This is a genomic window from Plantactinospora sp. DSM 117369, assembly GCF_053764795.1.
Genome location: NZ_CM132446.1, coordinates 6,000,093 through 6,023,466, shown reverse-complemented (window position 1 = coordinate 6,023,466; position 23,374 = coordinate 6,000,093). Strand labels below are relative to the sequence as shown.

The following is a 23,374-nucleotide window of genomic DNA, read 5'->3' as shown; positions in this document are numbered from 1 at the left end:
CGCCCCCGTGCTGCGCGTCAGACGTCGACCCGGTCGAAGACCGCCCGCACCTGGCGGCACGCCTCCAGCAGCTCCGCCACCCGGCCCGGCGGGTACATCTGGTCGCCGTCGCCCGGGCGGTAGAGCCGCTCCGGGCGCAGGAACGACTCCAGCAGGATGCCGTCGGCGCCGAACGCGGAGGCGGCCAGCGCGGCCGGCGCGATCGCGTGCCGGCGTCCGGTGCTGTGGCTCGGATCGAAGACGACCGGCAGGTCGCACCGCTGCCGGACGGCCAGGATGGCGCCGAAGTCGGGCTGGAACGCCAGCGAGTCGTCGAACGTCGCCACCCCGCGGGCGCACAGCACGATTGCCCGGTTGCCGCGGCTGAACACGAACTCGGCGGCGCGCAGCCAGTCCGAGACCGACGAGCGCAGCCCGCGCATGAGCAGCACCGGCCGGTCGATCGTGCCCAGCTCGGCCAGCAGCGCCCGGTTGGACATGTTGCGGGTGTCCACCTGAAGACAGTCGGCGACCTCGGCGACGACCTGCACGTCCCGCGGGTCCAGTACCTCGGTCACCACCGGCAGGCCCACCTCGGCCCGGATCGCCGCCAGGTCGGCCAGCCCACCGCGTCCCTTGCCCTGGAAGTGGTACGGGCTCGAGCGCGGTTTGAACAGTCCCATCCGCAGCGCCCGGGCACCCTGGGCGCGCAGCACGTGCGCCGTCTCCAGGGTGTCCGGCACCGACTCCAGGGCGCACGGCCCGGCCGCGCACCACACGTCGCCACTGCCGACCACTGCCCGGCCGATCCGGACCTGGTCGGGTGCCACCCGGCTCTCCCGGCCGACGAGCCAGTACCCGCGGTCGGTGGTGCTGTGCTCGGCGAGCACCACCTCGGCGGTGGCGGCGTCGAGCGCGGGCACCCGCGACTCGTCGCCGCTGACCACGACGAACGTGCGACCGGCCAGGTCGACCGCCCAGGCGGCGACGTCCGGGCAGGCCCGGAGCCGGCCGACCAGCCGGTCGACCACGGCGCCCGGCGTTCCGGGCATCATCTCGTACAGCACGGTGTCAGGCGCGCAGGCGCCCGGCCAGGGCGGCCGGGGTGGGGTTCTGGAAGATCACGCGCAGCGGCACCCGCTCGCCGAGCAGCGCCCGCAGCCGCTGGGCCAGCCGCGCTCCGGTCAGCGAGTCCCCGCCGAGGTGGAAGAAGTTGTCCTCGGCGCCCACGCCGGTGCGGCCGAGCACCTCGCCGAAGGCGCCCGCGATCCCGGCCTCGAGCTCGTCCCGCGGTTCCCGGTGCTCCCCGCAGCGGGCCATCGACACCCAGTCGGGCGACGGCAGGGCGGCGCGGTCCACCTTGCCGTTCGGGGTCAGTGGCATCCGGTCCAGGAAGGTCACGGCCGCCGGGACCAGGTAGGCGGGGAGCCGCTCGGCGAGGTACGCGACGACCCGAGCCGCGTCCGGGCGGGGATCCGCGACGACGTACGCGACGAGCCGCCGGTCGGTGCCGTCGGTCCTGGCCTCGACCGCGACCACCGCGGCGTCCCGGATCCCGGGCAGCTTCAGCAACTCGGCCTCGATCTCGGCCGGCGACACCCGGAACCCGCGGATCTTGATGTCCCGGTCGGTGCGGCCGTGGTGCTCCAGATGCCCGTCCGGGCGCATCCGGCCGAGGTCGCCGGTGCGGTACAGCCGGGTGCCGGGCCGCCCGTACGGGTTGGGCACGAACCGGTCCGCGGTCAGGCCGGCCGCGCCGAGGTAGCCGCGGGCCAGCTCCGGGCTGTCGACGCAGATCTCGCCGATCGCACCGGCCGGGACGGTGCGCATCGCGGCGTCCAGCAGGTGCAGGCGCACGTCCGGCCAGGGGCGCCCGACCGGGGGCAGCCCGGCCCGGTCGGCGGCGGTGGCGGTGCGGTTGGTGAGCCGGCCGTCCCATGGGACCAGGCTGCTGGTGACCCCGTTCGCCTCGGCCGAGCCGCACGAGACGGCCACCTCGAACGGCAGCGCGGCGGACGCCCAGCGGCGCACGGTGTCACTGCCGATGGTGACCAGCCGCAGATCGGTGTCGGCCGGCCAGTCCAGGTTGACCATCAGCTCGGCCAGCGGCATCGGCAGGAACGCCTTGGTGACGGCACACCGCAGCAGCCAGTCGCGCAGGTCCTCGACGTCGGCGACGATGCCGGCGGGGGCGGCGTGCACGCTGGCGCCGGCCGCCAGGTACGGCCAGATCTCGCCGACCACTGCCGACGAGCCGGGCGGGGAGATCCACGCGGCCCGGTCGTCGGCGGTGATCCGGTGCCCGGCCTGGTGGGTGGCGATGCTGTGCGCGACCGAGCGGTGCAGCACGCCCACCCGCTTCGGCTCGCCGGTCGACCCCGAGGTGTGCACCAGGTACGCGAGGTTGTCCAGGTGCACCGGCACGTTGAGGTCGTCGGGCGCCTGCCGGTCGATCTCCGGCCGGTCGGTGTCGAGCAGCACGGCCGGCAACTCGGGCAGCCGGCGGCGCAGGTACTCCAGGGTGAGCACCAGCCGCGGCCGGGTCGCCGCGGCCACGGTGCGCAGCCGCTGGTCGGGATGTCCGGGGTCGAGCAGGACCGCGGCGCCGCCGGACTTCAGTACGGCCAAGAAGCCGACCAGCATCTCCAGTGAGCGCTCCATCAGCAGGGCGACCGGCTGCTCCGTACGGACACCGGCGGCGCGCAGGGTGCGGGCCAGCCGGTTCGCCCGGGCGTTGAGGTCGCGGTAGGTCAGCCGTTCGCGGCCGGCGGTGGCGGCCAGCGCGTGCGGGGTGCGCTTGGCCCGCGCCTCGATGAGGCGGTGCACCAGGGTGGTGCCGTCGGCCGGCGGCTCGGCGGGCTCCGGGGCGGCCAGGGCGGGCCGGGGGAGTTGAGTGGTGGTCATCCGACGTTCTCCATCTCTGAGTCGGCGACGAGGCCGGTGACGAACAGGTCGAGCAACGGCGCCGGGGCGTCGAGGAAGGTGTGGTGGCCGCCGTCGAGCACGGCCCGGCGGCTTGGGGTGCCGTAGCGCTCCCAGCCCTCCGTGCGCCACGGCTCGACCTCGGCGTCGCCGGTCCAGGCGATCGCGGTCAGCGGAGCGTCCAGCACGGTCCGGGTCTCCGGCCGGTAGCGCCGGTTCACCGCCACGTCGGTGGTGAGCACGTCCAGGCACAGCTCGACCAGGTCGGGCAACGGCGGGTGACCGGTTCGCCGCATCAGCTCGACGACCTCGGTCCGCAGCGCGTCCCGGTCCATGCCGAGGAACCGGCCGTACGGGCCCTCGTCCGGCGCGACCTGGGATGACACGAAGACGTGGGCGGGGCGCGGCGCGCCGGTGCGCTGCAGTTCCACCGCGGTCTGGTACGCGAGCAGCGCCGACCCGCAGTGCCCGAAGAACCCGTACGGGCGGTCCAGCTCCGGCCGCAGCGCGGCGGCCACCGCCCCGGCCAGTTCCTCGTACGTGTCCGGAACGGGCTCCCGCATCCGGTTCTCCCGGCCGGGCAGCTGCACCGGGCACAGCTCGATCCCGCCGACGAAGCGGGGCCAGGACCGGTACATGCTGGCGCCGCACCCGCTGTAGGGCAGGCAGAACAGCAGTGCCGCGGACTCGGCCAGGGGCGCGCGGGTGAGCCACTTGCCCGTCACGGCGTCACCTCCCGCAGCCGGGCGGTGATGGTGAGGTGCTTGTACCCGGCGATGAAGTTGGAGACCAGCCGCTGCGGCTCGCCCGCCACCTCGTACGACTCGATCCGGTGGAACAGTTCGGCGAACAGCGCTCGCAGGGTGGCCCGGGCAACGGTGTGCCCGATGCAGTAGTGCGGCCCGGCGCCGAACGCGATGTGCCGGTTGGGCTTGCGGCGCACGTCGAACCGGTGCGGCCGGTCGAAGACGTGCTCGTCCCGGTTGGCCGATCCGAGCCAGGCCACCACCGGGTCGCCGGCCCGGATCCGTACCCCGGCGATCTCGGTGTCCCGGGTGGCGTGCCGCATGAAGTGGTTGGCCGGGGAGACCCAGCGCAGGGCTTCCTCGATGCCGGACGCGAGCAACTCCGGGTGGCGGGCCCAGTCCCGATAGCCGCCGCTGCGGTCGAGCTCGGCGAGCGCGCCGACCGGTACGTGCGGAGTGGTGGTGTTCGCGCCGAGGATCAGGCTGTAGCAGTTGGAGACGATCTCGCTCGACCCGAGCGGCCGGCCGTCCACCTCGGTGGCGATGAGCCGGCTGACCAGGTCCTCGCCCGGCGCCCGGCGGCGATCGTCCAGCAGGTCCTGGAAGTACGCGAACAGCTCCCGGTGCGCCTCCCGCAGGGTCTCGCCGGGTCCGCCGGGCAGCGCGTACTCGGGATCGTCCGGCGCGATCGCCATCGTGGTGAGTCGGGTCAGCCGCGGCCAGTCGGCGCGCGGCACACCCATCAGCGTGCCGGTCACGGCCATCGGCAGGTCGGTGAGCAGGGCGGCCACGTCGACCGGGGTGTCGTCGGTGATCGCGCCGAGCAACTGCCGGATCTCCGCCCGGATCATGCCGTCGTGGGTCTGGAGCGACCGCTTGGTCATGGCGCGCTGCAGTCGGTCGCGCATCTGCGAGTGCCGGGGCGGGTCGGTGACCGCGATCTGCCGGCCACCGGCCGGATCGCCGCGTCCGAGCAGGGTCAGCAGCGATCCCTCCTCGGAGGTGAACAGATCGTGCCGGCGCAGCACGTGGTCGACGTCGGCGTACCGGGTCACCGACCAGAAGCCGAGATCCGGGCCGACCTGCTGCCAGTGCACCGGATCGTGCTCGCGCAGGCCCTGCCAGATCGGGTGCGGGTCCCGGTAGGCGTACAGGCCGGGGTCGATCAGATCGAGGCTCGCGGCGGCGCCGAAGCCGAACGGGCAGCGGCCGGTGGCGGGTACGGCGGTCGCGGTCATGCTGCCACTGCCAGGGTGTCCCGGAGTTCGTCGACGACCGCCGCGAGCCGGCGGATGGTCGCGTCGCGGTACAGCGTGCGGGCCGGGACCCGGACCGCGAACCGGCGGTGCAGTTCGCCGACCAGTTCGGCGGCGAGCAGCGAGTGCCCGCCGAGCTCGAAGAAGTCGTCGTCCACGCCGATCGGTTCGACCTGGAGGGCGCGGCCCCACACCTCGGCGAGCTCGGCCTCGGTGGCCGTGGACGGCGGGTGGTAGTCACCCTCCACGGTGCGGGGCGCGCGGTCCGCGGCGGGCAGCCGGGACCGGTCCACCTTGCCGTTGGCGGTGAGCGGCATCCGGTCCAGTGGCAGTACGGCGGCCGGGATCATGTACTCGGGCAGCTCGGTGCGCAGGTCGCGGCGGATGGCGGCGGCGGTCTCCGGCCCGGCGGCGCCGGCCAGCACGACGTACCCGACCAGCCGGGTCCCGGTCACCGGGTCGGTCTGCGCGACCACGGCCGCGTCGGCCACCTCCGGGCGGCGGCGCAGGGTCTGCTCGATCTCGCCCGGCTCGACCCGGAAGCCGCGGACCTTGACCTGCTGGTCGGCCCGGCCGAGGTACTCGATCGCGCCGTCGGCACGGATCCGGACCCGGTCGCCGGTGTCGTACATCCGGTCACCGGGGGCGCCCCACGGGTCGGGCCGGAACTTCTCCGCGGTGAGGCCGGGACGGCCCAGGTACCCGCGGGCGAGGCCGCGGCCGGTGGCCCACAGCCGCCCCTCGGTGCCCGGCCGCACCGGGCGCAGCTCGTCGTCCAGGACCCGTACGTCGGTCCCGTCGATCGGGTGCCCGATCGGGGTGGTCCGGGCGGCCGGGGCGGTCGTGCTGGTCCAGCAGGTGGTGAAGGTGGTGTTCTCGGTCGGGCCGTACCCGTTGGTGAAGGTGAGCCCCGGTACCGCGTCGAGGACCTGGGCGATCTGCCGTGGCGCGACCACGTCTCCGCCGGCCAGCAGGTGCCGGACGCCGCGCAGGGCGCCGGGGGAGGTGCGGGCGAGCTGATGGAAGATCCCGGCGGTGAGCCACAGCACGGTGACACCCTCGGCCGCGACCGTCGCGGCGATGCTCGCCGCGGTGACCGGGCCGGGCGGGTGCATGGCGAGCCGCCCGCCGGTGGTCAGCGGCGCCCAGATCTCCAGGGTGGACGCGTCGAATGCGACGGGGGACGCCTGGAGGAACACGTCGTCCGGTCCGAAGCTCGCCCAGCGGGTGTCGTGCACCAGCCGGACGACCGCGTCGTGCGGTACGGCGACCCCCTTGGGGCGGCCGGTGGATCCGGAGGTGTAGCTGACATAGGCCAGCGTGCCGGGCGCGACCGGCACCGGGACGGCGGGTCGGGCGGCGGGGCCGGTCAGGGGCAGCACCGGCACCGCCGGGTCGCCGGGCGGGGTGTGCCCGGGTCCGGTCAGGATCGCGGCGGGCGCGGCGTCGCCGAGGATCCAGGCCAGCCGCTCGGCGGGCGCGGACGGGTCGGCCACGAGATATCCCGCGCCGGCCTTGAGGATGCCGAGCAGCGCGACGATCAGGTCGGGGGAGCGGTCGGCGAGCACCGCGACGACGTCGTCGGAACGGGTGCCGGCCGCGGTCAGCCGGGACGCGACGGCGTCGGACGCCCGGTCCAGGTCGCGGTAGGTGAGCGAGTGGTCGCCGGCGCTGACCGCAGTGGCGTCCGGCTGGGCCTGAACCTGGCGGACGACGAGATCCACGATGCGCGGCGGAAAAGAGTGGGTCACGGCTCTTCCTCCGGGGTGCGGGCCACGCGAGACCGCGGCCATCTAGTGAGTTGACTCTAGTTATGCTTACTGGGGTTGACAATGGAGCCGCAAGAATTGACTCTAGTTAACACCCAGGACCGACGGAAGGAGACGACATGACGGCCCCGGAGAACGACGAGCAGTTCACCGTCGTCCGCAACGAGGAGGAGCAGTACTCCGTCTGGTGGCGCGATCGGACGCTACCGGCGGGATGGTTCGACACCGGCTTCACCGGCACCCGCCAGGAATGCCTGGACCACATCGATCGGGTGTGGACCGACATGCGGCCGGCCAGCCTGCGTCGGTTCATGACCGCGAACCAGGCGGCATGACCGGGGCCGAACCCGCTGTCTCGGTCACCTGGGAGCAGGTGCTCGCCTTCCGCCTCGGGCGGCACCTGCTCGCCGGAAAGCCCGGTGATGCGGGACACACCGTCACCGGCGTCGCGTCCCGGCTGTGCGGCCTGCACGCGCAGATCGCCTCCTGCGCCGAGCTCGCGGTCACGGTCCGGTCGGACAAGCTCCGACCGGGTGACGTGGCCGCCGCGGTGACCGACCGCGCGCTGGTCAAGACCTGGGCCATGCGCGGCACGCTGCACCTGTTGCCGGCCGCGGAGATGCCACTGTGGACTGCGGCCGGCCGGATGCGCCGCGGGCACCTGACCCCGTCGTGGCTGCGCTACCAGGGCGTCACTCGGGACGAGCTGGACGCGATCCAGGCGGCGATCCCGGAGGCGCTGTCCGGCGCCGAGCTCACCCGCGAGGAACTGGCCATCGCGGTGTCCGACCGGATCGGCCGGCCCGAGATGGCCGAGCGGCTGCGCTCCGGATGGGGTGACCTGTTCAAGCCGTCCGCGTACCGCGGCGACCTGTGCTTCGGCAGCGGACGCGGGCGCAACGTCACCTTCGTCAATCCGCGGGACTGGGTGGACGCCGAGTGGGACTCGATCGCCCCGGACGCCGCTCTGGTGGAGGTGGTGCGCCGGTTCGTGGCCGCGTACGGGCCGGTGGCCCGGGAGGACTTCGCCCGCTGGTGGGGCTGCCAGCCGGCCGAGGCAGGACGGGCGATGGCCGCGCTCGGCGACGAGCTCACCCCGGTCGACGTGGCAGGGCATCGCGGCTTCGTCCGGGCCGTCGACCTGGAAGAGCTGATGACCGCCGCGCTGCCGCGCGGACCGCACGCCCGGCTGCTCCCCGGCTTCGACCCGTACGTGGTGGCCGCCTGCCCCCGCAACCACGAGGCGCTCCTGCCGCCGGAGCGCAAGGAGGAGATCTACCGGCCGCAGGGCTGGATCTCCGCGGTGCTGCTCGACCGCGGGCGCATCTGCGGGGTCTGGAGGCACGAGCAGAGCCGTGCCGCGGTGACCCTGTCGCTACAGGGCTTCGGCCCGGTCGCGGCCCGTACCCGCAAGGCCTTCGGCGCCCGCGCCGAGTCCCTCGCCCACGCCCTCGGCGGCACCGCCCGCACCGTCTGGGCCGACGCCTAGACCCACCGACCGCAGGGAGACGCCATGTCCGCACCGACGCTGACCGGCGACCGACGCCGGCTCCTCGCCGAACGCCTGCTCGCCCGGCAGGCCCGCCCGGTACCGCGCCGCGACCCGGCGGCCCCGGCGCCGTTGTCCTTCGCGCAGCAGCGTCTCTGGCTGGCCGACCGGATGGCCGCCCGGCCGGAGCAGTTCTGCGTCCCGCTGGCCGTGCGGCTGAGCGGCCCGGTCGACGCGGACCGGCTCCGGGACGCCTTCCAGTCCGTCGTCGACCGGCACGAGGTGCTGCGGACGCGGTACCGGCCGGGCGCCGACGGGCCGGTGCAGGTGGTGGCGGCCAGGGCCACGGTGGACTTCGCGGTGGACCCGGACCTGGAGCCGGCAACGGCCGCCGAGTACCGCTACGACCTGGCGACCGACCTGCCTCTGCGGGTGCGCCTCATCCCGCGCGGCCCGCACGACGCCGTGCTGGTGCTCACCGTCCACCACATCGCCTCCGACTCGTGGTCGGTCGGCCTGCTCTTCGACGAGGTCCGCGAGGCGTACGCGGCCGGGCTGGCGAACCGCCCGGCCGAGCTGCCCGAGCTGCCGGTCCAGTACGCCGACTACGCCCTGTGGCAGCACGCGCAGGCACGCGGCGACCGCCTGCCGGCGCGGGTCGAGGCGGCCCGGCGGGCGCTGGAGGGCGCTCCGGACAGCCTGGAACTGCCGCACGACCGGCCCCGCCCGGCCACCCGCTCCGGGCTGGGCGCCTTCCACCGCACGACACTGCCGCCCGGCCTGGCCGCGCAGGTGCACGCCGCCGCCCGGGCCGCGAAGGTCAGCCCGTTCACCCTCCTGCTCGCCCTGTACCGGGTGCTGCTCGGCCGGCACGCCGGGACCGGCGACGTGGTGATCGGCATCCCGGCCGCCGGGCGCGGCCGGCCCGAGATCGACCGGCTGATCGGGTGCTTCCTCAACATGCTGGTGGTGCGCGGCGACATCGGCGACATCGGCGCCGCCGGGACGGTCTCCGAGCTGATCGCCGCCGAGCACCGCCGGGTACTCGCCGCCTTCGAGGCCGAGGTGCCGTTCGAGCGCCTCGTCGAAGCGGTCGGGCCGGCGCGCGGGACCGGCGTGACGCCGCTGTTCCAGACCACCTTCTCGTACCGGCCCGCCGAGCCCGCCCTGGGCGCGCTGGGCCCGGCCGCCGTCACCCCGTACGACCTGCCTGGCGGCGTCGCGCTGTACGACCTCGCCCTGGACCTGACCGGTACCGCCGACGGAGGGATCGCTGCCGTGTGGGCCTTCGACGACGAACTCTTCGACGCCGGCACGGTGGCCGCACTGGCCGGGCGCTTCTCCGGCCTGGTCGCCGCCGCGGTGGCCGCTCCGGCCGGCCTGGTCGCCGACCTGCCCGTACTGACCCCTGTCGAGCACGACGACCTGCTGCGCCGCGGCCGGGCCGGTCTCTGCGGTGAAGACGCCGGCACCGACCTGTGCGCGGCGGTGTGGTCGGCCGGACCTGGCCCGGCGGTGTCCGATGCGTTCGGTGAGCGCGACCACGCGTGGCTCACCGGGTACGCCGACCGCCTCGCCGCCCACCTGCAGAGCCTCGGCGTACGGCCCGGCGACCGGGTCGGCGTGCTGGTCGGCCGGCGGGCCGAGCTGCCCGCGGTGCTGCTCGCGGTGGCCCGCACCGGCGCCGCCTGGGTGCCGCTCGACCCCGCGCATCCGGCCGACCGGCTGCGCTACGTGCTGGACGACTGCGGCGCCCGGGCGCTGGTCACCGACGGCGCGCCGGCCGGGCTGGCGGACGGGATCCCGGTGGTCGAGGTGGACGCGGAACGCCCGGACGCCGTCCCGGATCCGGTGCCGCGCTCACCCGAGCGGCCCGCGTACCTGATCTACACGTCCGGGTCGACCGGCCGGCCCAAGGGCGTCGCGGTCCCGCACGCCGCCCTGTCCCGGGTGTTCCGCGCGCTCCGGGCGGAGCTGCGGTTCGGGCGGCACACCCGGTTCGTCGCGGTCAGCACCGTCGCGTTCGACGTCGCTCAGCTCGAACTGCTGCTGCCGCTCACCGCGGGCGGTCACGTCTACGTCGCCGACGCCGTGCAGGCGACCGAGCCCGGCGCGCTGGCCGCCCTGATCGACGGGTGGCGGCCCACCACCGTGCACGCCACGCCGTCGCTGTGGCGCCTGCTGGCGCAGCTCGACTGGCGGCCCGACCCGGGCATCCAGGTGCTCTGCGGCGGCGAGGCGATGCCGGCCACCGTCGCGGCCTGGCTGAGCCAGCACGTCGCCGAGGCGTACAACTCGTACGGCCCGACCGAGGCGACCATCTTCGCGTCGTTGCACCGGCTCGGCGGGGACGCCGCGAACACCCCGATCGGCTGGCCGCTGCCCAGCCACACCATGTACGTGCTGGACGCCCGGCTGCGGCCGGTGCCGCCTGGCGCGCCGGGGGAGCTGGTGATCGGCGGCCCCGCGCTCGCGCACGGCTACCCGCGACTGCCGGCCCGGACCGCGGCCCAGTTCGTGCCCGACCCGTACGGCCCGCCGGGCAGCCGGATGTACCGGACCGGTGACATCGTCCGGGTCGGACCGGACGGGCTGCTGCGCTTCCTCGGCCGCGACGACCACCAGATCAAGGTCCGCGGCTTCCGGATCGAGGCCGCCGAGGTGGAGGCGGCCCTGACCGGGTGCCCTGGCGTCACCGGTGCGGTGGTCACCGCGGGCCGGGACGCCAGCGGCGACGCCCGGCTGATCGGGCACCTGACCGGCGACGTGCCCACTCCCGCCGCGCTGCGCGCGATGCTGCGTGAACGACTGCCCGACTACATGGTCCCGTCGCTGTTCGTGACGCTCGACGCATTCCCGCTCACCCCGACCGGCAAGGTCGACCGGGCCGCCCTGCCCGAACCCGGCCCGGTGACCGGCGACCCGGCGGACCGGCCGCAGGGCCCCGCCGAGGAGGTCGTCGCCCGGATCTGGGGCGAGCTGCTCGGCCTGGACACGGTGTCGGCGACAGCGAACTTCTTCGACCTGGGCGGCCACTCGCTGACCCTGGCCCGGCTCGCGTTCGCGCTGGGGTCCGAATTCGGCGTCGAGGTGGCCTTCAACGGCCTGTTCGAGCGGCAGACCGTCACCGAGCAGGCCGCCCTGGTCGAGGAGCTGCTGGTGGCCCAGATCCTGGCGCTCGGCGACGACGAGGCCGACGAGCTGCTGCGGAGGCTGTCATGACGGTCGCCGGCAGCCCGGCCCGGCTCACCCCGGCCCAGCAGGCATTGCTCACCCGGCGGCTGCGGGGCGGCGGTTCCCCCGCCGTCGCCCCGCGTCCCGGCCCGGCCGCGCCCACACCTACCCCGGCTGATGCCCCGCTGTCGTTCGCCCAGGAACGCCTGTGGGTGCACGACCGGCTGCATCCCGACTCGGTCCTGTACGCCACCGGGATCGCGCTCCGGGTCGAGGCGCCGCTCGACCCGGACCTGGTAGCCGAGGCGATGCGCCGGCTGCGCGCCCGGCACGAGGTGCTGCGTACCCGGTTCGTGGAGCGCGACGGAAGCGTCCGGCAGATCGTCACCGACGAGGACCCGCCGCTGCGCATCGACGACCTGCGCGACGTCCCGGAGGCCGAGGTCGAGGCGCGCGTCCAGGAGGTGCTGCGCGACGACTACAGCCGCGGGTACGACCTGAGCACCGGCCCGATGACCCGGGGCCGGCTGATCCGGCTGCCCGGCGACCGTACCGTGCTGTCCTTCGCCACCCACCACATCGCCGCCGACGCCTGGTCGTTCGAGATCGCCCGGACCGAGCTCGGCGACTGCTATGCCGCGCTCGCGGCCGGACGTCGCTACGACCCGCCGCCGCCCGCCCGGCAGTACCGCGACATCGCCGTGGCCGAGCGCCGGGCGTGGCCGCCGGAGCGGCTGCGTGCCGTGGCCGGCGCTCGGGCCGACGCGTTGCGCGACGCCCCCGCCCACCTGGACCTGCCCACCGGGCGGCCACGCGAGAACGGTCGCGGCTCGGGCGACATCCTCGTCGACGGCCCCCTGCCCGCCGCGCTCGTCGAGCCGGCCCGGGCGCTCGCCGCCGAGACCCGCAGCACGTTGCTCGCCCCGATGCTCGCCGCGTACGCCCTGGTCCTGCACCGTTTCAGCGGCAGTGACGACCTGCTGGTCGGGATGCCGACGGCGGGCCGCACCGATCCCGCCGTGGCCGGGCTGATCGGCTTCTTCAGCAACAACGTGATCGCCCGGCTGCGCGTCGACCCCGGCGCCACCATGCGCGACCTCGTGCTCGCCGCCCGGCGCGAGTCGCTGACCGCGCTCGGCCACCAGGACCTCCCGTTCGACCGCCTGGCCGACGCGCTGCGCGAGGGGCGCCCGGCCGGCCGGATGCCGTTCCACGCCTCGTTCAGCACGTTCCGCACCGAGCCTGCCCGGGAGACGTTCGCCGGGTACCGCGCGTCCACCGTGGACGTCGACGTCGTGCACGAGCCGTTCGATCTGGCCCTCAACGTCGTCGACGAGGGCGGCACCTGCACCGCGATCTGGAGCTGGGACGGCACCCGGTTCGGGCGGGACGCGGTGGCCCGGTTCGCGGCGGCGTACCGGCGCGCCCTCGCCGCCCTGGCCGACCCGGACCGTCCGGTGGCGGACGTCGACCTGCTCGACCCGGCCGAGCGCGAGCGGGTCCTGTACGCCTGGAACGACACGGCGGGCGGCCACGACCCGGAGTTCCGGGTGCACGCCCTGGTCGAGGCGCGGGCCGCCGCCGACCCGGACGGGATCGCCGTGTGCTGGACCGGCGGCGCCCTGACCTACGGCGGCCTGGACCGCCGGGCCAACCGGCTGGCCCGGGTCCTCGCCTCCCGCGGCGCCGGACCCGGCACCTGCGTCGGGGTCGCCCTGCCCCGCGGGCCGGAGCGCGTCGTGGCGCTGCTCGCCGTGCTCAAATCCGGCGCCGCGGTGCTCGTCCTCGACCCGTTCGCCCCGGCGGAGCGCCGGGCCGGGCAGATCGCCGATGCCGGCGCCGTGTGCACGCTCAGCACGGCCGCGGAGACCGAGACCGGTCCGGACGTCCCGGACACCCCGCTCGACGTCGCGCTGCACCCGCAGTCGGCGGCGTACCTCGTCTCGACCTCCGGCTCGACCGGCGTCCCCAAGGCCGTCGTCAACACCCACGCCGGGTTCAGCAACGAGATCCGCACCGCTGCCGGCCTGATCCGGCTGGGACCCGGTGACCGGATCCTGCACCAGGCGGCCGGCGGGTTCGACCTCGCGCTGGAGGAGGTCTTCCTCGCGCTGACCAGCGGCGCAACCGTGGTCCCGGCCCCGGACGGCGCCGATCCGGGCGGACTCCTGGACATCATGGCCACGCACCGGGTGACCGTGCTGGACATCGTGCCGTCGGTGCTGCGCGCACTGCTCGACCAGGCCGACCTCGGCGGCTGGGCGGCGGTACGGACCGTGGTGGTCGGCGCCGAGGCGCTCCCCCGGGAACTCGTCCGGCGCTGCCACACCCGGCTCGGCGTACCGCTGCTCAACTCGTACGGCCCGTCCGAGGCGGCGATCGCGGTGACCTGCCACCCGGTTCCGGCGGACACCACGACCGTCCGCATCGGAGGGCCGATCGCCAACACGACGATGTACGTGCTGGATGCCCGGATGCGTCCGGTCCCGCCCGGCGCGGTGGGCGAGCTGTATCTCGGCGGCGTGCAGTTGGCCCGCGGCTACCACGGCCGGCCCGGCCTGACCGCGGACCGGTTCGTCCCGGACCCGTACGGCCCGGCCGGCGCCCGGCTGTACCGCACCGGCGACCTGGGCCGGCAGCACGACGACGGCACGGTGGAGTTCGTCGGCCGCGCCGACGACCAGATCAAGATCCGTGGGTACCGGGTCGAACCCGGGGAGGTGGAGGCGGTGCTGGCCGGCTGCCCCGGCGTTACCGGTGCAGCGGTCGTCGCCGTGCCCCGCGGTGGCACCCACTACCTGGCCGGCTTCCTGCTCGGCGACGCCGACCCGGACGACGTCCGCGCGTACTGCCGGGGCCGCCTGCCCGGTCCGATGATCCCGGACCGGCTGATCCCGGTGCCGGCGTTCCCGGTCACCCGGAACGGCAAGGTCGACCGGGCGGCCCTGCACCGCCGGGCCGCCGCCGCACCCGAGCCGGCGGTCGTGGCGGGCCGGCCACCGCGCGACGCCACCGAGGAGACACTGGCCCGGATCTGGGCGGCCGCGCTCGGCCGGGAGACCGTGGGCGTGCACGACGACTTCTTCGACCTCGGCGGCAACTCGCTGTTGGCGATCCGGGTGACCACCGGGGCCCGCGAGATCGGCTACGACCTGCCGCCCGCCGCGCTGTTCGAGACCCCCACCGTCGCCGCGCTGGCCGCCCGGCTCCGATCCGGCTCGGACCGGTCCGCGAGCCGCACCAGCCTGGTGACGTTGCGGCGGGAGGGTACGGGTGCGCCGATCGTGCTGGTGCACCCGGTCGGTGGCTCGGTCTTCGGCTATCGCGAACTCACCGCGCACCTCGCCGGGCATCCGGTGCACGCCCTGGCCAGCGCGCCCGGCCAGGTGCCGGACGTCGGCGGGATGGCGGACCGGTACCTCGCCGAGCTGATCGCCTTCGGCCCGGAGGCGCCCGGCGTACTCGCCGGCTGGTCGATGGGGGGCGTGGTCGCGCTGGAGCTGGCCCGCCGGATGCGCGAGCGTACCGGGACCACCCTGCCGGTGGTCGCGATCGACTCCGGCCTGCCGGACGAGCTGGGCGCACCGGACGGCCCGTACTCGACCCTGCAGTCCTTCGTGTACGACCTCGCCCGCCTGCTCGGCGCCGAACCGCCGGCCCTGCCCCCGGACGCCGACGACCGGCCGGTCGACGAGGTGCTGGCGGGAGTGCTGCGCGACCTGCCGGACACCGGGCTGACCACGGACGTGCTCGCCGAGCGGTGGGCAACCTTCGCCGGCAACGAGCGCGCCCTGCGCGCCTTCCGGCCGCGTCCCCACCCCGGCCCGGTGCACCTGGTGGTGGCCGGTGACCACCGGCCCGACCTGGACCGGTGGGGCGCGCTCTCCGAATCCCTGCACGTGTCCCGCGCGGGCGCCGACCACTACGACGTCGTGTCCGGCTCGGGCGCCGCGCTCACCGCCCGGCTGATCCGGGCCGTGGCGGCGGGTCGGGAGCGGTAGATGCGCGCGGTCCTGTTCGACGTGGACGACACGCTCCTCGACTTCCGCGGCGCGGACGCGGAGGGCTTCGGCCGCCATCTCGCCGACCTGCGGCCCGGTCTCGACCCGGCGGAGACCGCGGTGGCGCGGGAACGCTGGCGGTTCTGGGGCGCACACTTCTTCGCCCGGTTCACCGGAGGTGACCTGACCTTCCTGGAGCAGCGTCGCCGCCGCGCCCGCGCGGTCTGCGCCGACCTGGGTCTCCCGCTCGCCGCCGGACCGGGCGCGGCCGACGCCTGGTTCGCCGGGTACCTGCGGCACTGCGAGCGGGCGTTGCGCGCGTTCCCGGATGCCGGGCCGGCGCTCGACGCCCTGCGCGCCGCCGGCATCCGGGTCGGCGCGGTCAGCAACAGTGGCCACGCCAACCAGGACCGCCGGCTGCGTCTCGTCGGCCTGCGCGACCGGCTGCAGGCGATGGTGTGCGTGGACGACGCGGGCGGGATCGGCAAGCCCGATCCGGGAATCTTCCGGGCCGGCTGCGCGGCGCTGGGCGTGGCGCCCGCCGAGGCCGCGTACGTCGGCGACCACCTCGACCACGACGCCCGCGCGGCCACCGCCGCCGGGTTGACCGGCTACTGGCTGGACCGCGCGGCCACCGGCACCGAACCGGGCCCGCCGGTGGTGACCGGCCTGGCCGAACTCGTCCCGCTGTTCGTACCCGCCCCCGAAGGAGCCTGCCCGTGACAACGCCGTTCGCCCACCGCTGGGCCCGCCTCGCCGCCGACCGCGGCCCGCTCTGCCTCGGTGTGGCCCCGTCACACAAGTGGCTGCGGGCCTGGGATCTCTCTCCGGACCTGACCGGCGCCCGCGCCTACTGCCGGATCGTGCTCGACGCGGCGGGCGACCGGATCGGCGCCGTGAAGGTACAGACCCCGTTCTTCGAGCGACACGGTCCCGCCGGTCTGGAGCTGCTGCGCGAGTTCACCGACGCCGCCCACGACCGCGGCATGCTCGTCCTGGCCGACGCCAAGCGCGGCGACGCCGACGACACCATGGCGGACCTGGCCGCGACCTTCCTGGGACCGGACAGCGTGCTGCGGGCGGACGCGGTGAGCGCTGCCGCGTTCATGGGGTTCGGCACCCTGGCGCCGCTGCTGCGCCACGCGCACCGCACCGGTACGGCGGTGTTCGTCCTGGTACGGACCTCCAACCACGGCGCGACCGAGGCGCAGACCGCGGTGCTGCCGGACGGGCGGACCGTCGCCCAGCACCTTGCCGACGCGGTGGCCGCGGCCAACGACGGGTACGGCGACGCCGGCCCGGCCGCGGCGGTGGTCGGCGCCCGCGCCCCCGAGTCCGCCGACCTGCTGGGACGGCTGCGCGACGCGGTGGTTGAGGTGCCCGGGCTGGGGCGGGCCGACCGCGACCCGGACGAGGTCGTCGGGCCGTGCCGGTTGCTCGGGCCGGGACGGGCCATGCTGACGGTCACCACCGGGGTGCTGCGGCACGGCCCGGACCCGGCGGCGCTGCGCCGTTCCCTGTCCGCCTGGCAGGCCGAGGTGGCGGCGCGGCGCAGTGCCGTGGAGGTGCCGGCGTGACCGAGCGGAGCGAGGGCATCAGCCGGCCCAGGCTTAGAGGTCATGACGCCGACGAGCGGAGCGAGGAGGGGGCGTGACCGAGCGGAGCGAGGGCATCAGCCGGCCCAGGCTTAAAGGTCATGACGCCGACGAGCGGAGCGAGGAGGGGGCATGACCAGCGCCGTCCTGGTCCGGCCGGAACGTGAGGGCGGGCCGTCGAAGCACTTCACCGCCCGGCCGGGGGAGACCCGCCTGGGTCTGGTCCGGCGGGCCCGGCAGATCCACCGGATCCTCGCCGAGCGGCACGCCGGCGCCCGCCTGCAACTGCGCTGGGACGACCCGTTCCAGCTACTGGTGGCCGGGGTGCTGGCCGCGCAGACCACCGACGAACGGGTCAACTCGGTGACGCCGGAACTGTTCGCGGCGTACCCGGACGCGGCCGCACTAGCCGGAGCCGACCCGGCCGACCTGGAGGAGATGCTGCGCCCGGTCGGCTACTACCGGCTCAAGACCGAAGCCGTGCAGAAGGTCGCCCGGCGGCTGGTGTCGGAGCACCTGGGCCGGGTGCCCCGGACCCTGGACGCCCTGGTCGCCATCCCGTGGGTCGGCCGCAAGACGGCGAACATGGTCCTGGCCAACGCGTACGGGCGACCCGCGCTCACCGTGGACACCCACGTGGGCCGGCTGTCCGCGCGCTGGGGATGGACCGACGCCTGGGATCCGGCCGACGTGGAGGCGGAGGTCACCGCGCTGTTCCCGCGCCGGGACTGGGCGCCGCTGGCCGACCGGGCAACCGCGCACGGCCGGCGGATCTGCCATTCCCGCAAGCCCGCCTGCGGCGCCTGCCCGCTCGCCGCGCTGTGCCCGTCGTACGGCGTCGGCGAGACCGACCCGGAGCGCGCGGCGGGTATGGTCAAATCCTGACGCCGTGGTCTGCCGCCGCCCCGGAAAGGGACCCCGGGCGGCGGCGGACGCGTCAGCTCTGGTGATGGTCCCGGATCATCCGGGCGAGCCGCCGGATCCCGTCGCGGGCTCGGGCCGGGTCCAGCGCGGAGCACGACAGTCGGATCTCGTCGCGACCGCCGCCGTCCAGGGTGAAGAACGCCATCGGGGTCCAGATCACCCCGTACTCCGTGGCACTGCGCCGCAGCGCCGCCTCGTCCGCCCGGAACGGGACCCGCAGCCGCAGGAAGAAGCCCCCGTCGGGGACGTTCCACCCGACGCCGAGCCGCTCGCGCTCGCCGGCCGGGAAGCACTCGTCCAGCGTCCGGAGCACCTCGTCCAGGGTCTGCCGGTAGTGCGCGGCGGCGGTCGCGGTGGCCTTGTCGAGGCGGAAGTCGTGCCGCAGCAGGAACCCGCCGAGCGCCGCCTGGGTCAGGCCGGGGGCGTTGCAGGTGACCATGCTGCGGACCTTGGCGATCTCGTCGGCGAGCATCGTGCGGCGCCCGTCCGGGTGGCGCACGGTCTGGTCGGCGACCAGGTAACCGACCCGCAGTCCGGGATAGGCGGTCTTGGCGAACGAGCCGATCTGCACCACGCGCCGGCCGGTGTCGAGCGACTTCAGCGACGGCATCGGGTCCGGCCCGGCGAACACCCGGTAGGGGCTGTCCTCGAGGATCAGGAAGTCGTGCCGCCGGGCCACGGACAGCAGGGCGACCCGGTCCGCCCGGCTCAGCGTGGCGCCGGACGGGTTGGCCGTGTCCGGGACGACGTAGCAGGCCCGTACCCGGCGTCCGGCCGTCCGCTCGGCCCGGACCACGCGGTCGAGTTCGCCGAGGTCGATCCCGTCCGCGGTCTCGCGAACCGGCCGGACGGTCAGGTCGAGCAGCCGCGCCGCCCCGGAGACGCCGACGTAGCAGGACGCTGGCACCACCAGCACGTCGTCCCGCGCGGCGAACAGCGTCCGGAGCGCGAGCAGCAGCGCCTCCTGCGCGCCGACGCTGACCACGATGGACTCCGGCGGCACGTGGACGTCCTCGGACGACGCCAGCAGCCGGGCGATCAGATCGCCGACGAGGCCGCTGGTCGGGCCGTACTGCAGCAGGCTCCGCTGCACCGCACCCGGGTCGTCGCCGGCGGACCGGTGCGCGACGTACGCGCGGATGTCGGCCAGTACGTCGTCGAGGGAGAAGTCGGCGTCGTACGGCCGTCCGGGCGCGAACGAGATCGCGTCCGGGAACCGTTCGGTCACCTCGTTGAGGAAGGTCATCGTGTCGAGCAGCGGGTCGGTGACGCTGCCGTGCAGAAGGCCGGCGTCCAGGTCGCCGGCGTCCAGGTCGCCCGGGCCGCTGCGGTGGCGGGCGACGCCGGAGCCGTCGGCGAGCAGGGACTGGTCGACATCGTCGCTGTCCCGGCACCCGGCGAGCAGCAGGGCGTCGGCGTACTCCTCGGTGAGCCCGGCCAGTGCCTGCTGCACCCCGGACGCGCCGCCGACGGCGAGCGCGTGCAGGACCGGCCGACCGACGAAGGTCGCGGTCGCGCCCCGGGCCAGCGCGGCCAGGACGTCGGCGCCGCCGCGGACGCCGCCGTCGACGAAGACGGGTACGTCCACCGCCGCCGCGACGTCGGCGACAGCGTCCACCGCCGCGATCGCCCCGTCCAGCTGCCGCCCACCGTGGTTGGACACCAGCACACCGGCCGCGCCGGACTCCACCGCCCGAGCCGCGTCGTCGCCGCGCAGCACGCCCTTCACCACCACCGGCAGCCGGGTACGCGACACCAGCCAGGCCACGTACTCCGGGCCGATCGCCGGCTCGAAGGCTGCCGCGGTGTGCGCCGCCGGATCGGACGGGTCGGCCGCCACCCCGTACGGCGCCAGGTTGGCCGGGGCCAGGCCGGGCGGCAGCCGGAAGCCGGACCGCCTGTCCCGGCGGCGGTCGCCCAGCCGCGGCGCGTCCACGGTGAGCACGATCGCCTCGACGCCGGCCGCTTCCGCGCGCGCCAGCAGGTCGGCGGTGACGGACCGGTCCCGCAGCGGATAGAGCTGCAGCCACAGTGGACTCCGGGCCGCTGCGGCCAGGTCCTCGAGCGGGTGACCGGAGAGCATCGGGGCGATCACCGGCAGCCCGGCCGCGCCGGCCCCGGCCACCGTCGCCGGCTCGCCGCCCGGATGAGCCAGACCGTGGTAGGCCATCGGTGCGACCCCGACCGGCGCGGACCAGCGCCGGCCGAACACCAGGACCGCGGGGTCGGCGGCGGCGATCCCGCGCAGCATCCGGGGACGCAGCCGGATCGCCTCGAACGCCGTCCGGTTCGCCGCCAGGGTGCGCTCGTCACCCGATCCGCCGGCGACGAAGTCCCAGGCCGCCGGGTCGAACAGCGGCTGCGCCCGGGCGGCCAAGGCGGCCATTCCCAGGTACGTCATGTCAGGCCCGGCCCGATCCGGTGAGCGACTCGGCGCGCAGCCGCTCGACTGCCTCGTACAGCGCTCGGATGTTGTTCGAGCCGAAGCCGCGGGCGTCGTGCCGTTGGATCAGCTCGTAGAACAGCGTCGGCCGCGAGTGCGGCGGGCGGGTGAAGATCTGCAGCAGGTATCCCCACTCGTCGCGGTCGGCCAGCACGCTGGTCTCGCGCAGGTCGCCGAGCTGCTCGTCGAGGTGCCCGACCCGGGCCTGCAGGGTGTCGTAGTAGGAGCCCGGCGTCCGCGCGAAGCCCACCCCGCGGGACGACAGCTCGCGCACCGCCGCCACGATGTCCGACACCGTGAAGGCGAGGTGCTGCACGCCCGGCCCGTTGTTGCCGCGCAGGAAGTCGTCGATCTGGCCGGGCTCGTGGGTGGGGTCAGGCTCGATCATGGTGAACGTCGCGCCGTCACCGGTACGGACCACGATCGAGTCCATCGCCTGCGCGCCGACCTCGATGTACTCGCCGGAGAACCACTCGAACCCGAACGCGCGCTCGTAGTGCTCGACGGTGTCGCGCAGGGTGCCGGCGGTCAGGCACACGGCGACGTGGTCCAGATCCAGGTCGGCGCCGGCCGGCGGGACCGGGCCGAGCCGGTACCATCCGGCGCCCGGCAGCCAGCCGGGATCGGTGACCGAGGTGGGCAGCAGGGTGTGGCGGACCGCGCCGAAGCCCTCGACGGCCGGCGCGCCCAGCGTCCCGGCCGGGAACGCCCGCGCTCCGGCGGCGATCGCACGCCGCATCATCTCGGCGGGGTCGTCACAGGTGAACGCGAGATCGGCGATGCCGTCACCGTGCCCGTCCAGGTAGTCGCGGACCGGACCGGCGCCGCGCGGCGCCGTGACCACGATGTTCACCCCGCCGCGCAGCAGGGTCGAGGTCCGGTCCGGCCGCTCGGCCCGGGCCACCGGGGTGAACCCGAAGGCCGAGACGAAGTAGCCGAGCGCGGCGTCCGCGTCCTCGGTCATCAGCTCCACATGGCTGATCGTGCGTACGGTCATCAGGGTTCTCCCTCCGGTCGGCGGGCCGGCTCGTCCGGCGCGCGCAAGTGATCGATGTCCCGCCAGATCTGCACCGCCATCCGGTAGGAGTGCAGGTCCTCGGCGAGGAGCGCGAGTTCGCGCAGGTCCCGGACGGCCTCGGTGCGCTGTCCGGCCAGGGCGAGCGCCCGGGCCCGGGTGACGCGGGTGCGCACCGTGTCCAGATGCGGCAGTCCGCCAGGGTCGGTCAGGATGAGCTCGGTGGTGCGCAGGCAGCGCGCGCTGAGCCCGGCCGCCAGTTCGTACCGGGCCCGCAGCAGGAGCACCCGGCGCCGCTCGGCGGGCAGTGCGAGCAGGCGTGCGGCGGTCTCGGCGTTCTGCAGCCAGTTGCCGATGTCGGCGAGATCCCCGCCGGTGTCGAGCAGGACCGAGGTGGAGGTCCGGCACAGCCGTATCCACTCGTGCAGCGGGAGCGTGGGCAGTACCGGCGTGCGGTGGGCGCGGTCCAGGTGGTCGCGGGCCTGCTCCGGGAAACCCATCCGGGCGAGCGCCAGCGCGGCGGCCTCGTGGGCCCGGCCGATCACCGCGGAGCGGCCGGTGGCTCGGGCGACCCGCAGCAACGTGTCGATCGCGGTTCGCGCCGGTTCGGTCTCCAGCTGTTCGACGAGGATGGCGATGAGGACGGCGAGCACCTCGACGTGAGTGGCGGTGTGCGCCAGCGGCGTGCCGCCGACCCGCTCCGCGGCGGCGGTGGCCAGCTCGCGCGCGCGACCGAGATCGCCGCGGGCGAGCAGTTCGGCCGCCCGGTCCGCCTCGACCATGGTGTGCAGCCACGGGTGCCGGCCGATCTGCGGCAGGGCGGCCAGCTCGTCCAGCAACTCGATCCGGGCCGTCCCGTCGTCCAGCGCGGCGAGGATGCGCTGTCGGCGCATCCCGGACGCGGCGGCGAGGTGGAAGTCGCCGGCCGCCCGGGCCGCTCGCCAGGTGACCGCGAGGGCCGCCGAGGCGGCCGCGTAGTCCTCGGCGTCCTCCGGGTGTGGGCTCAGCACCTCGTCGAGAAGGGACGTGTCCGGGGATGGAGTTCCGGCGTCGGCCGGCGGTTCGCCGAGCAGATCGCTCACGCTCACGTCGAGCGCGGCGGCCAGGTTGCGGAGCACGTCCGGAGTGGCTCGGCGCCGTCCCGCCTCGAGCCGTGAGACGTAGCTCGGCGTGACGAAGTCGCCGGCCAGCTCGCGCTGCGTGAGACCCTTCGACTCCCGCAGCGTCCGCAGCCGCCGCCCGAACTCCGCCCGTCGATCCACCCTCGCACCCACCTCATCAACTGGAGTTACGTTACTACTGTAACGGCTCCCTGACTCCAGTCAACCATACGGATGAAGAGCGATCTGCGGCGGCCGATCGGCGTGCCGGTGTTGCGAAAGTTCGTGACAGGGCCTTGCCTCGACGTGACGGTCTTGCATACCGTAGTCATCACCTAGTTAACTCAAGTCAAGTCCAAGTCACGTCGGGTACATCTCCCGAAAGGGTCACCTCTCATGCCACAGCTCACCAAGGCGCTGCGCCTGGTCCTCGCCGCCGAATTGTTCGCCGGCGCGGCCGCCAGCGTGGCCGCCTCCGCTGCCACCGCAGCGGCTGCTCCGGCCTGACGCGACATGGTGGCCGGTGAACGCCGGTCAATGACGTCTGAATGCCGCTACGAACGCCGAGCCGGCTGGCAGACCCGGGATGGGCGCCAGAAGGCAACCTTCGACGCCCGAAATGCGACTCTTCAAGAGAGGATCACCCCATGCGACTCAGGCTCCGACTGCTTGTTCCGGTACTTGTGACAGGCGCCCTCCTGCCGCTCACCGTCGCCGCCTCCGCGCACGCCGCGGGAAGTGGCGAGGCGCCCGATTCCGGTCTCGTCCAGATGGCGGCCATCACGGTCGTCACCCAGGACCCCGACGACCCCGACGACCCGACCGACGATTGGCCGTGGGACCAGGACGGCTGACATCGCACCTTTCAACCTGAACCGCGCGGCGCTCACGCGCCGCCTCCGACCTCCCGGTCCGCCGGACCGCAGGAGGAGGTTGAAAGGTTCACTGCACGAGCCCGCGC

15 protein-coding genes and 2 pseudogenes are annotated in these 23,374 nt (G+C 74.9%); 8 read left to right on the top strand and 9 right to left on the bottom strand.

Translation table 11 applies throughout. The annotated features are described in order from the left end of the window. Window positions 1–17: 17 nt before the first annotated feature. The 5 genes from ACSMXO_RS25870 to ACSMXO_RS25850 are packed head-to-tail and all read right to left on the bottom strand — an operon-like array spanning window position 18 to window position 6,654. Entirely contained in the window at window positions 18–1,046 is a 1,029-nt protein-coding gene (locus tag ACSMXO_RS25870) for a hypothetical protein (protein WP_455414138.1), read from the bottom strand. 4 nt (window positions 1,047–1,050) lie between these two features. After that, a complete protein-coding gene (locus ACSMXO_RS25865; RefSeq protein ID WP_346256902.1) occupies window positions 1,051–2,883 on the bottom strand; it encodes an amino acid adenylation domain-containing protein in 1,833 nt (610 codons plus the stop codon). Further along, the gene (locus ACSMXO_RS25860) at window positions 2,880–3,626 is read right to left on the bottom strand and encodes a thioesterase II family protein (protein WP_346256901.1); all 747 of its coding nucleotides are present in this window, start codon (window positions 3,624–3,626) and stop codon (window positions 2,880–2,882) included. Before ACSMXO_RS25860 ends, ACSMXO_RS25865 begins: the two co-directional genes overlap by 4 nt. After that, window positions 3,623–4,885 carry a cytochrome P450 gene (locus tag ACSMXO_RS25855; protein WP_455414137.1) on the bottom strand — a complete coding sequence of 421 codons (1,263 nt, stop codon included), beginning with the start codon at window positions 4,883–4,885 and terminating at the stop codon, window positions 3,623–3,625. Before ACSMXO_RS25855 ends, ACSMXO_RS25860 begins: the two co-directional genes overlap by 4 nt. After that, the gene (locus tag ACSMXO_RS25850) at window positions 4,882–6,654 is read right to left on the bottom strand and encodes an amino acid adenylation domain-containing protein (protein WP_455414136.1); all 1,773 of its coding nucleotides are present in this window, start codon (window positions 6,652–6,654) and stop codon (window positions 4,882–4,884) included. Before ACSMXO_RS25850 ends, ACSMXO_RS25855 begins: the two co-directional genes overlap by 4 nt. A 137-nt stretch (window positions 6,655–6,791) precedes the next feature. On the opposite strand from ACSMXO_RS25850, the gene ACSMXO_RS25845 reads away from it, so the two are divergent. From ACSMXO_RS25845 to nth, 7 genes are all read left to right on the top strand, one after another. Further along, window positions 6,792–7,007, top strand: a complete 216-nt coding sequence (locus ACSMXO_RS25845; RefSeq protein ID WP_346256898.1) for an MbtH family protein — start codon at window positions 6,792–6,794, stop codon at window positions 7,005–7,007. Then, a complete protein-coding gene (locus ACSMXO_RS25840; protein WP_455414135.1) occupies window positions 7,004–8,161 on the top strand; it encodes a winged helix DNA-binding domain-containing protein in 1,158 nt (385 codons plus the stop codon). Before ACSMXO_RS25845 ends, ACSMXO_RS25840 begins: the two co-directional genes overlap by 4 nt. Window positions 8,162–8,185: 24 nt before the next feature. Further along, complete coding sequence (locus ACSMXO_RS25835) at window positions 8,186–11,383, top strand: amino acid adenylation domain-containing protein (RefSeq protein ID WP_455414134.1); 3,198 nt, start codon at window positions 8,186–8,188, stop codon at window positions 11,381–11,383. Further along, entirely contained in the window at window positions 11,380–15,336 is a 3,957-nt protein-coding gene (locus tag ACSMXO_RS25830) for a non-ribosomal peptide synthetase (protein ID WP_455414133.1), read from the top strand. Before ACSMXO_RS25835 ends, ACSMXO_RS25830 begins: the two co-directional genes overlap by 4 nt. Next, a complete protein-coding gene (locus ACSMXO_RS25825) occupies window positions 15,337–16,059 on the top strand; it encodes an HAD family hydrolase (RefSeq protein WP_455414132.1) in 723 nt (240 codons plus the stop codon). Continuing rightward, window positions 16,056–16,913, top strand: a complete 858-nt coding sequence (gene pyrF / locus ACSMXO_RS25820) for an orotidine-5'-phosphate decarboxylase (RefSeq protein WP_455414131.1) — start codon at window positions 16,056–16,058, stop codon at window positions 16,911–16,913. Before ACSMXO_RS25825 ends, pyrF begins: the two co-directional genes overlap by 4 nt. Window positions 16,914–17,063: 150 nt before the next feature. Beyond that, the gene (nth, locus tag ACSMXO_RS25815; protein ID WP_346256892.1) at window positions 17,064–17,816 is read left to right on the top strand and encodes an endonuclease III; all 753 of its coding nucleotides are present in this window, start codon (window positions 17,064–17,066) and stop codon (window positions 17,814–17,816) included. Window positions 17,817–17,868: 52 nt separating this feature from the next. Here the strand turns inward: nth and ACSMXO_RS25810 are convergent. From ACSMXO_RS25810 to ACSMXO_RS25795, 4 genes and pseudogenes are all read right to left on the bottom strand, one after another. Next, window positions 17,869–18,933 (bottom strand): annotated as a pseudogene (locus ACSMXO_RS25810) (aminotransferase-like domain-containing protein); the annotation flags it as partial. A gap of 288 nt (window positions 18,934–19,221) precedes the next feature. Then, window positions 19,222–20,256: pseudogene (locus tag ACSMXO_RS25805) on the bottom strand (alpha-hydroxy acid oxidase); the annotation flags it as partial. A 1-nt stretch (window position 20,257) separates the two neighbouring features. Next, window positions 20,258–21,295, bottom strand: a complete 1,038-nt coding sequence (gene hppD, locus ACSMXO_RS25800) for a 4-hydroxyphenylpyruvate dioxygenase (RefSeq protein ID WP_346256890.1) — start codon at window positions 21,293–21,295, stop codon at window positions 20,258–20,260. Continuing rightward, window positions 21,295–22,575: a helix-turn-helix domain-containing protein gene (locus tag ACSMXO_RS25795; protein ID WP_455414130.1), complete on the bottom strand. Its 1,281-nt coding sequence runs from the start codon at window positions 22,573–22,575 to the stop codon at window positions 21,295–21,297. The genes hppD and ACSMXO_RS25795 overlap by 1 nt, the downstream gene beginning before the upstream one ends. A gap of 485 nt (window positions 22,576–23,060) precedes the next feature. Between ACSMXO_RS25795 and ACSMXO_RS25790 the strand changes: the two genes are divergently transcribed. After that, on the top strand, window positions 23,061–23,267 hold the full coding sequence (locus tag ACSMXO_RS25790; protein ID WP_346256888.1) for a hypothetical protein: 207 nt from the start codon (window positions 23,061–23,063) through the stop codon (window positions 23,265–23,267). Window positions 23,268–23,374 lie beyond the last annotated feature (107 nt).

Excerpts from the sequence above, each read along its gene's own strand:
- ACSMXO_RS25845 (WP_346256898.1), top strand. The coding sequence starts at position 6,792 with ATGACGGCCCCGGAGAACGACGAGCAGTTCACCGTCGTCCGCAACGAG.
- ACSMXO_RS25865 (WP_346256902.1), bottom strand. The coding sequence starts at position 2,883 with ATGACCACCACTCAACTCCCCCGGCCCGCCCTGGCCGCCCCGGAGCCC.
- ACSMXO_RS25790 (WP_346256888.1), top strand. The coding sequence starts at position 23,061 with ATGCGACTCAGGCTCCGACTGCTTGTTCCGGTACTTGTGACAGGCGCC.
- hppD (WP_346256890.1), bottom strand. The coding sequence starts at position 21,295 with ATGACCGTACGCACGATCAGCCATGTGGAGCTGATGACCGAGGACGCG.
- ACSMXO_RS25840 (WP_455414135.1), top strand. The coding sequence starts at position 7,004 with ATGACCGGGGCCGAACCCGCTGTCTCGGTCACCTGGGAGCAGGTGCTC.
- nth (WP_346256892.1), top strand. The coding sequence starts at position 17,064 with ATGACCAGCGCCGTCCTGGTCCGGCCGGAACGTGAGGGCGGGCCGTCG.
- ACSMXO_RS25835 (WP_455414134.1), top strand. The coding sequence starts at position 8,186 with ATGTCCGCACCGACGCTGACCGGCGACCGACGCCGGCTCCTCGCCGAA.
- ACSMXO_RS25825 (WP_455414132.1), top strand. The coding sequence starts at position 15,337 with ATGCGCGCGGTCCTGTTCGACGTGGACGACACGCTCCTCGACTTCCGC.
- ACSMXO_RS25830 (WP_455414133.1), top strand. The coding sequence starts at position 11,380 with ATGACGGTCGCCGGCAGCCCGGCCCGGCTCACCCCGGCCCAGCAGGCA.
- ACSMXO_RS25855 (WP_455414137.1), bottom strand. The coding sequence starts at position 4,885 with ATGACCGCGACCGCCGTACCCGCCACCGGCCGCTGCCCGTTCGGCTTC.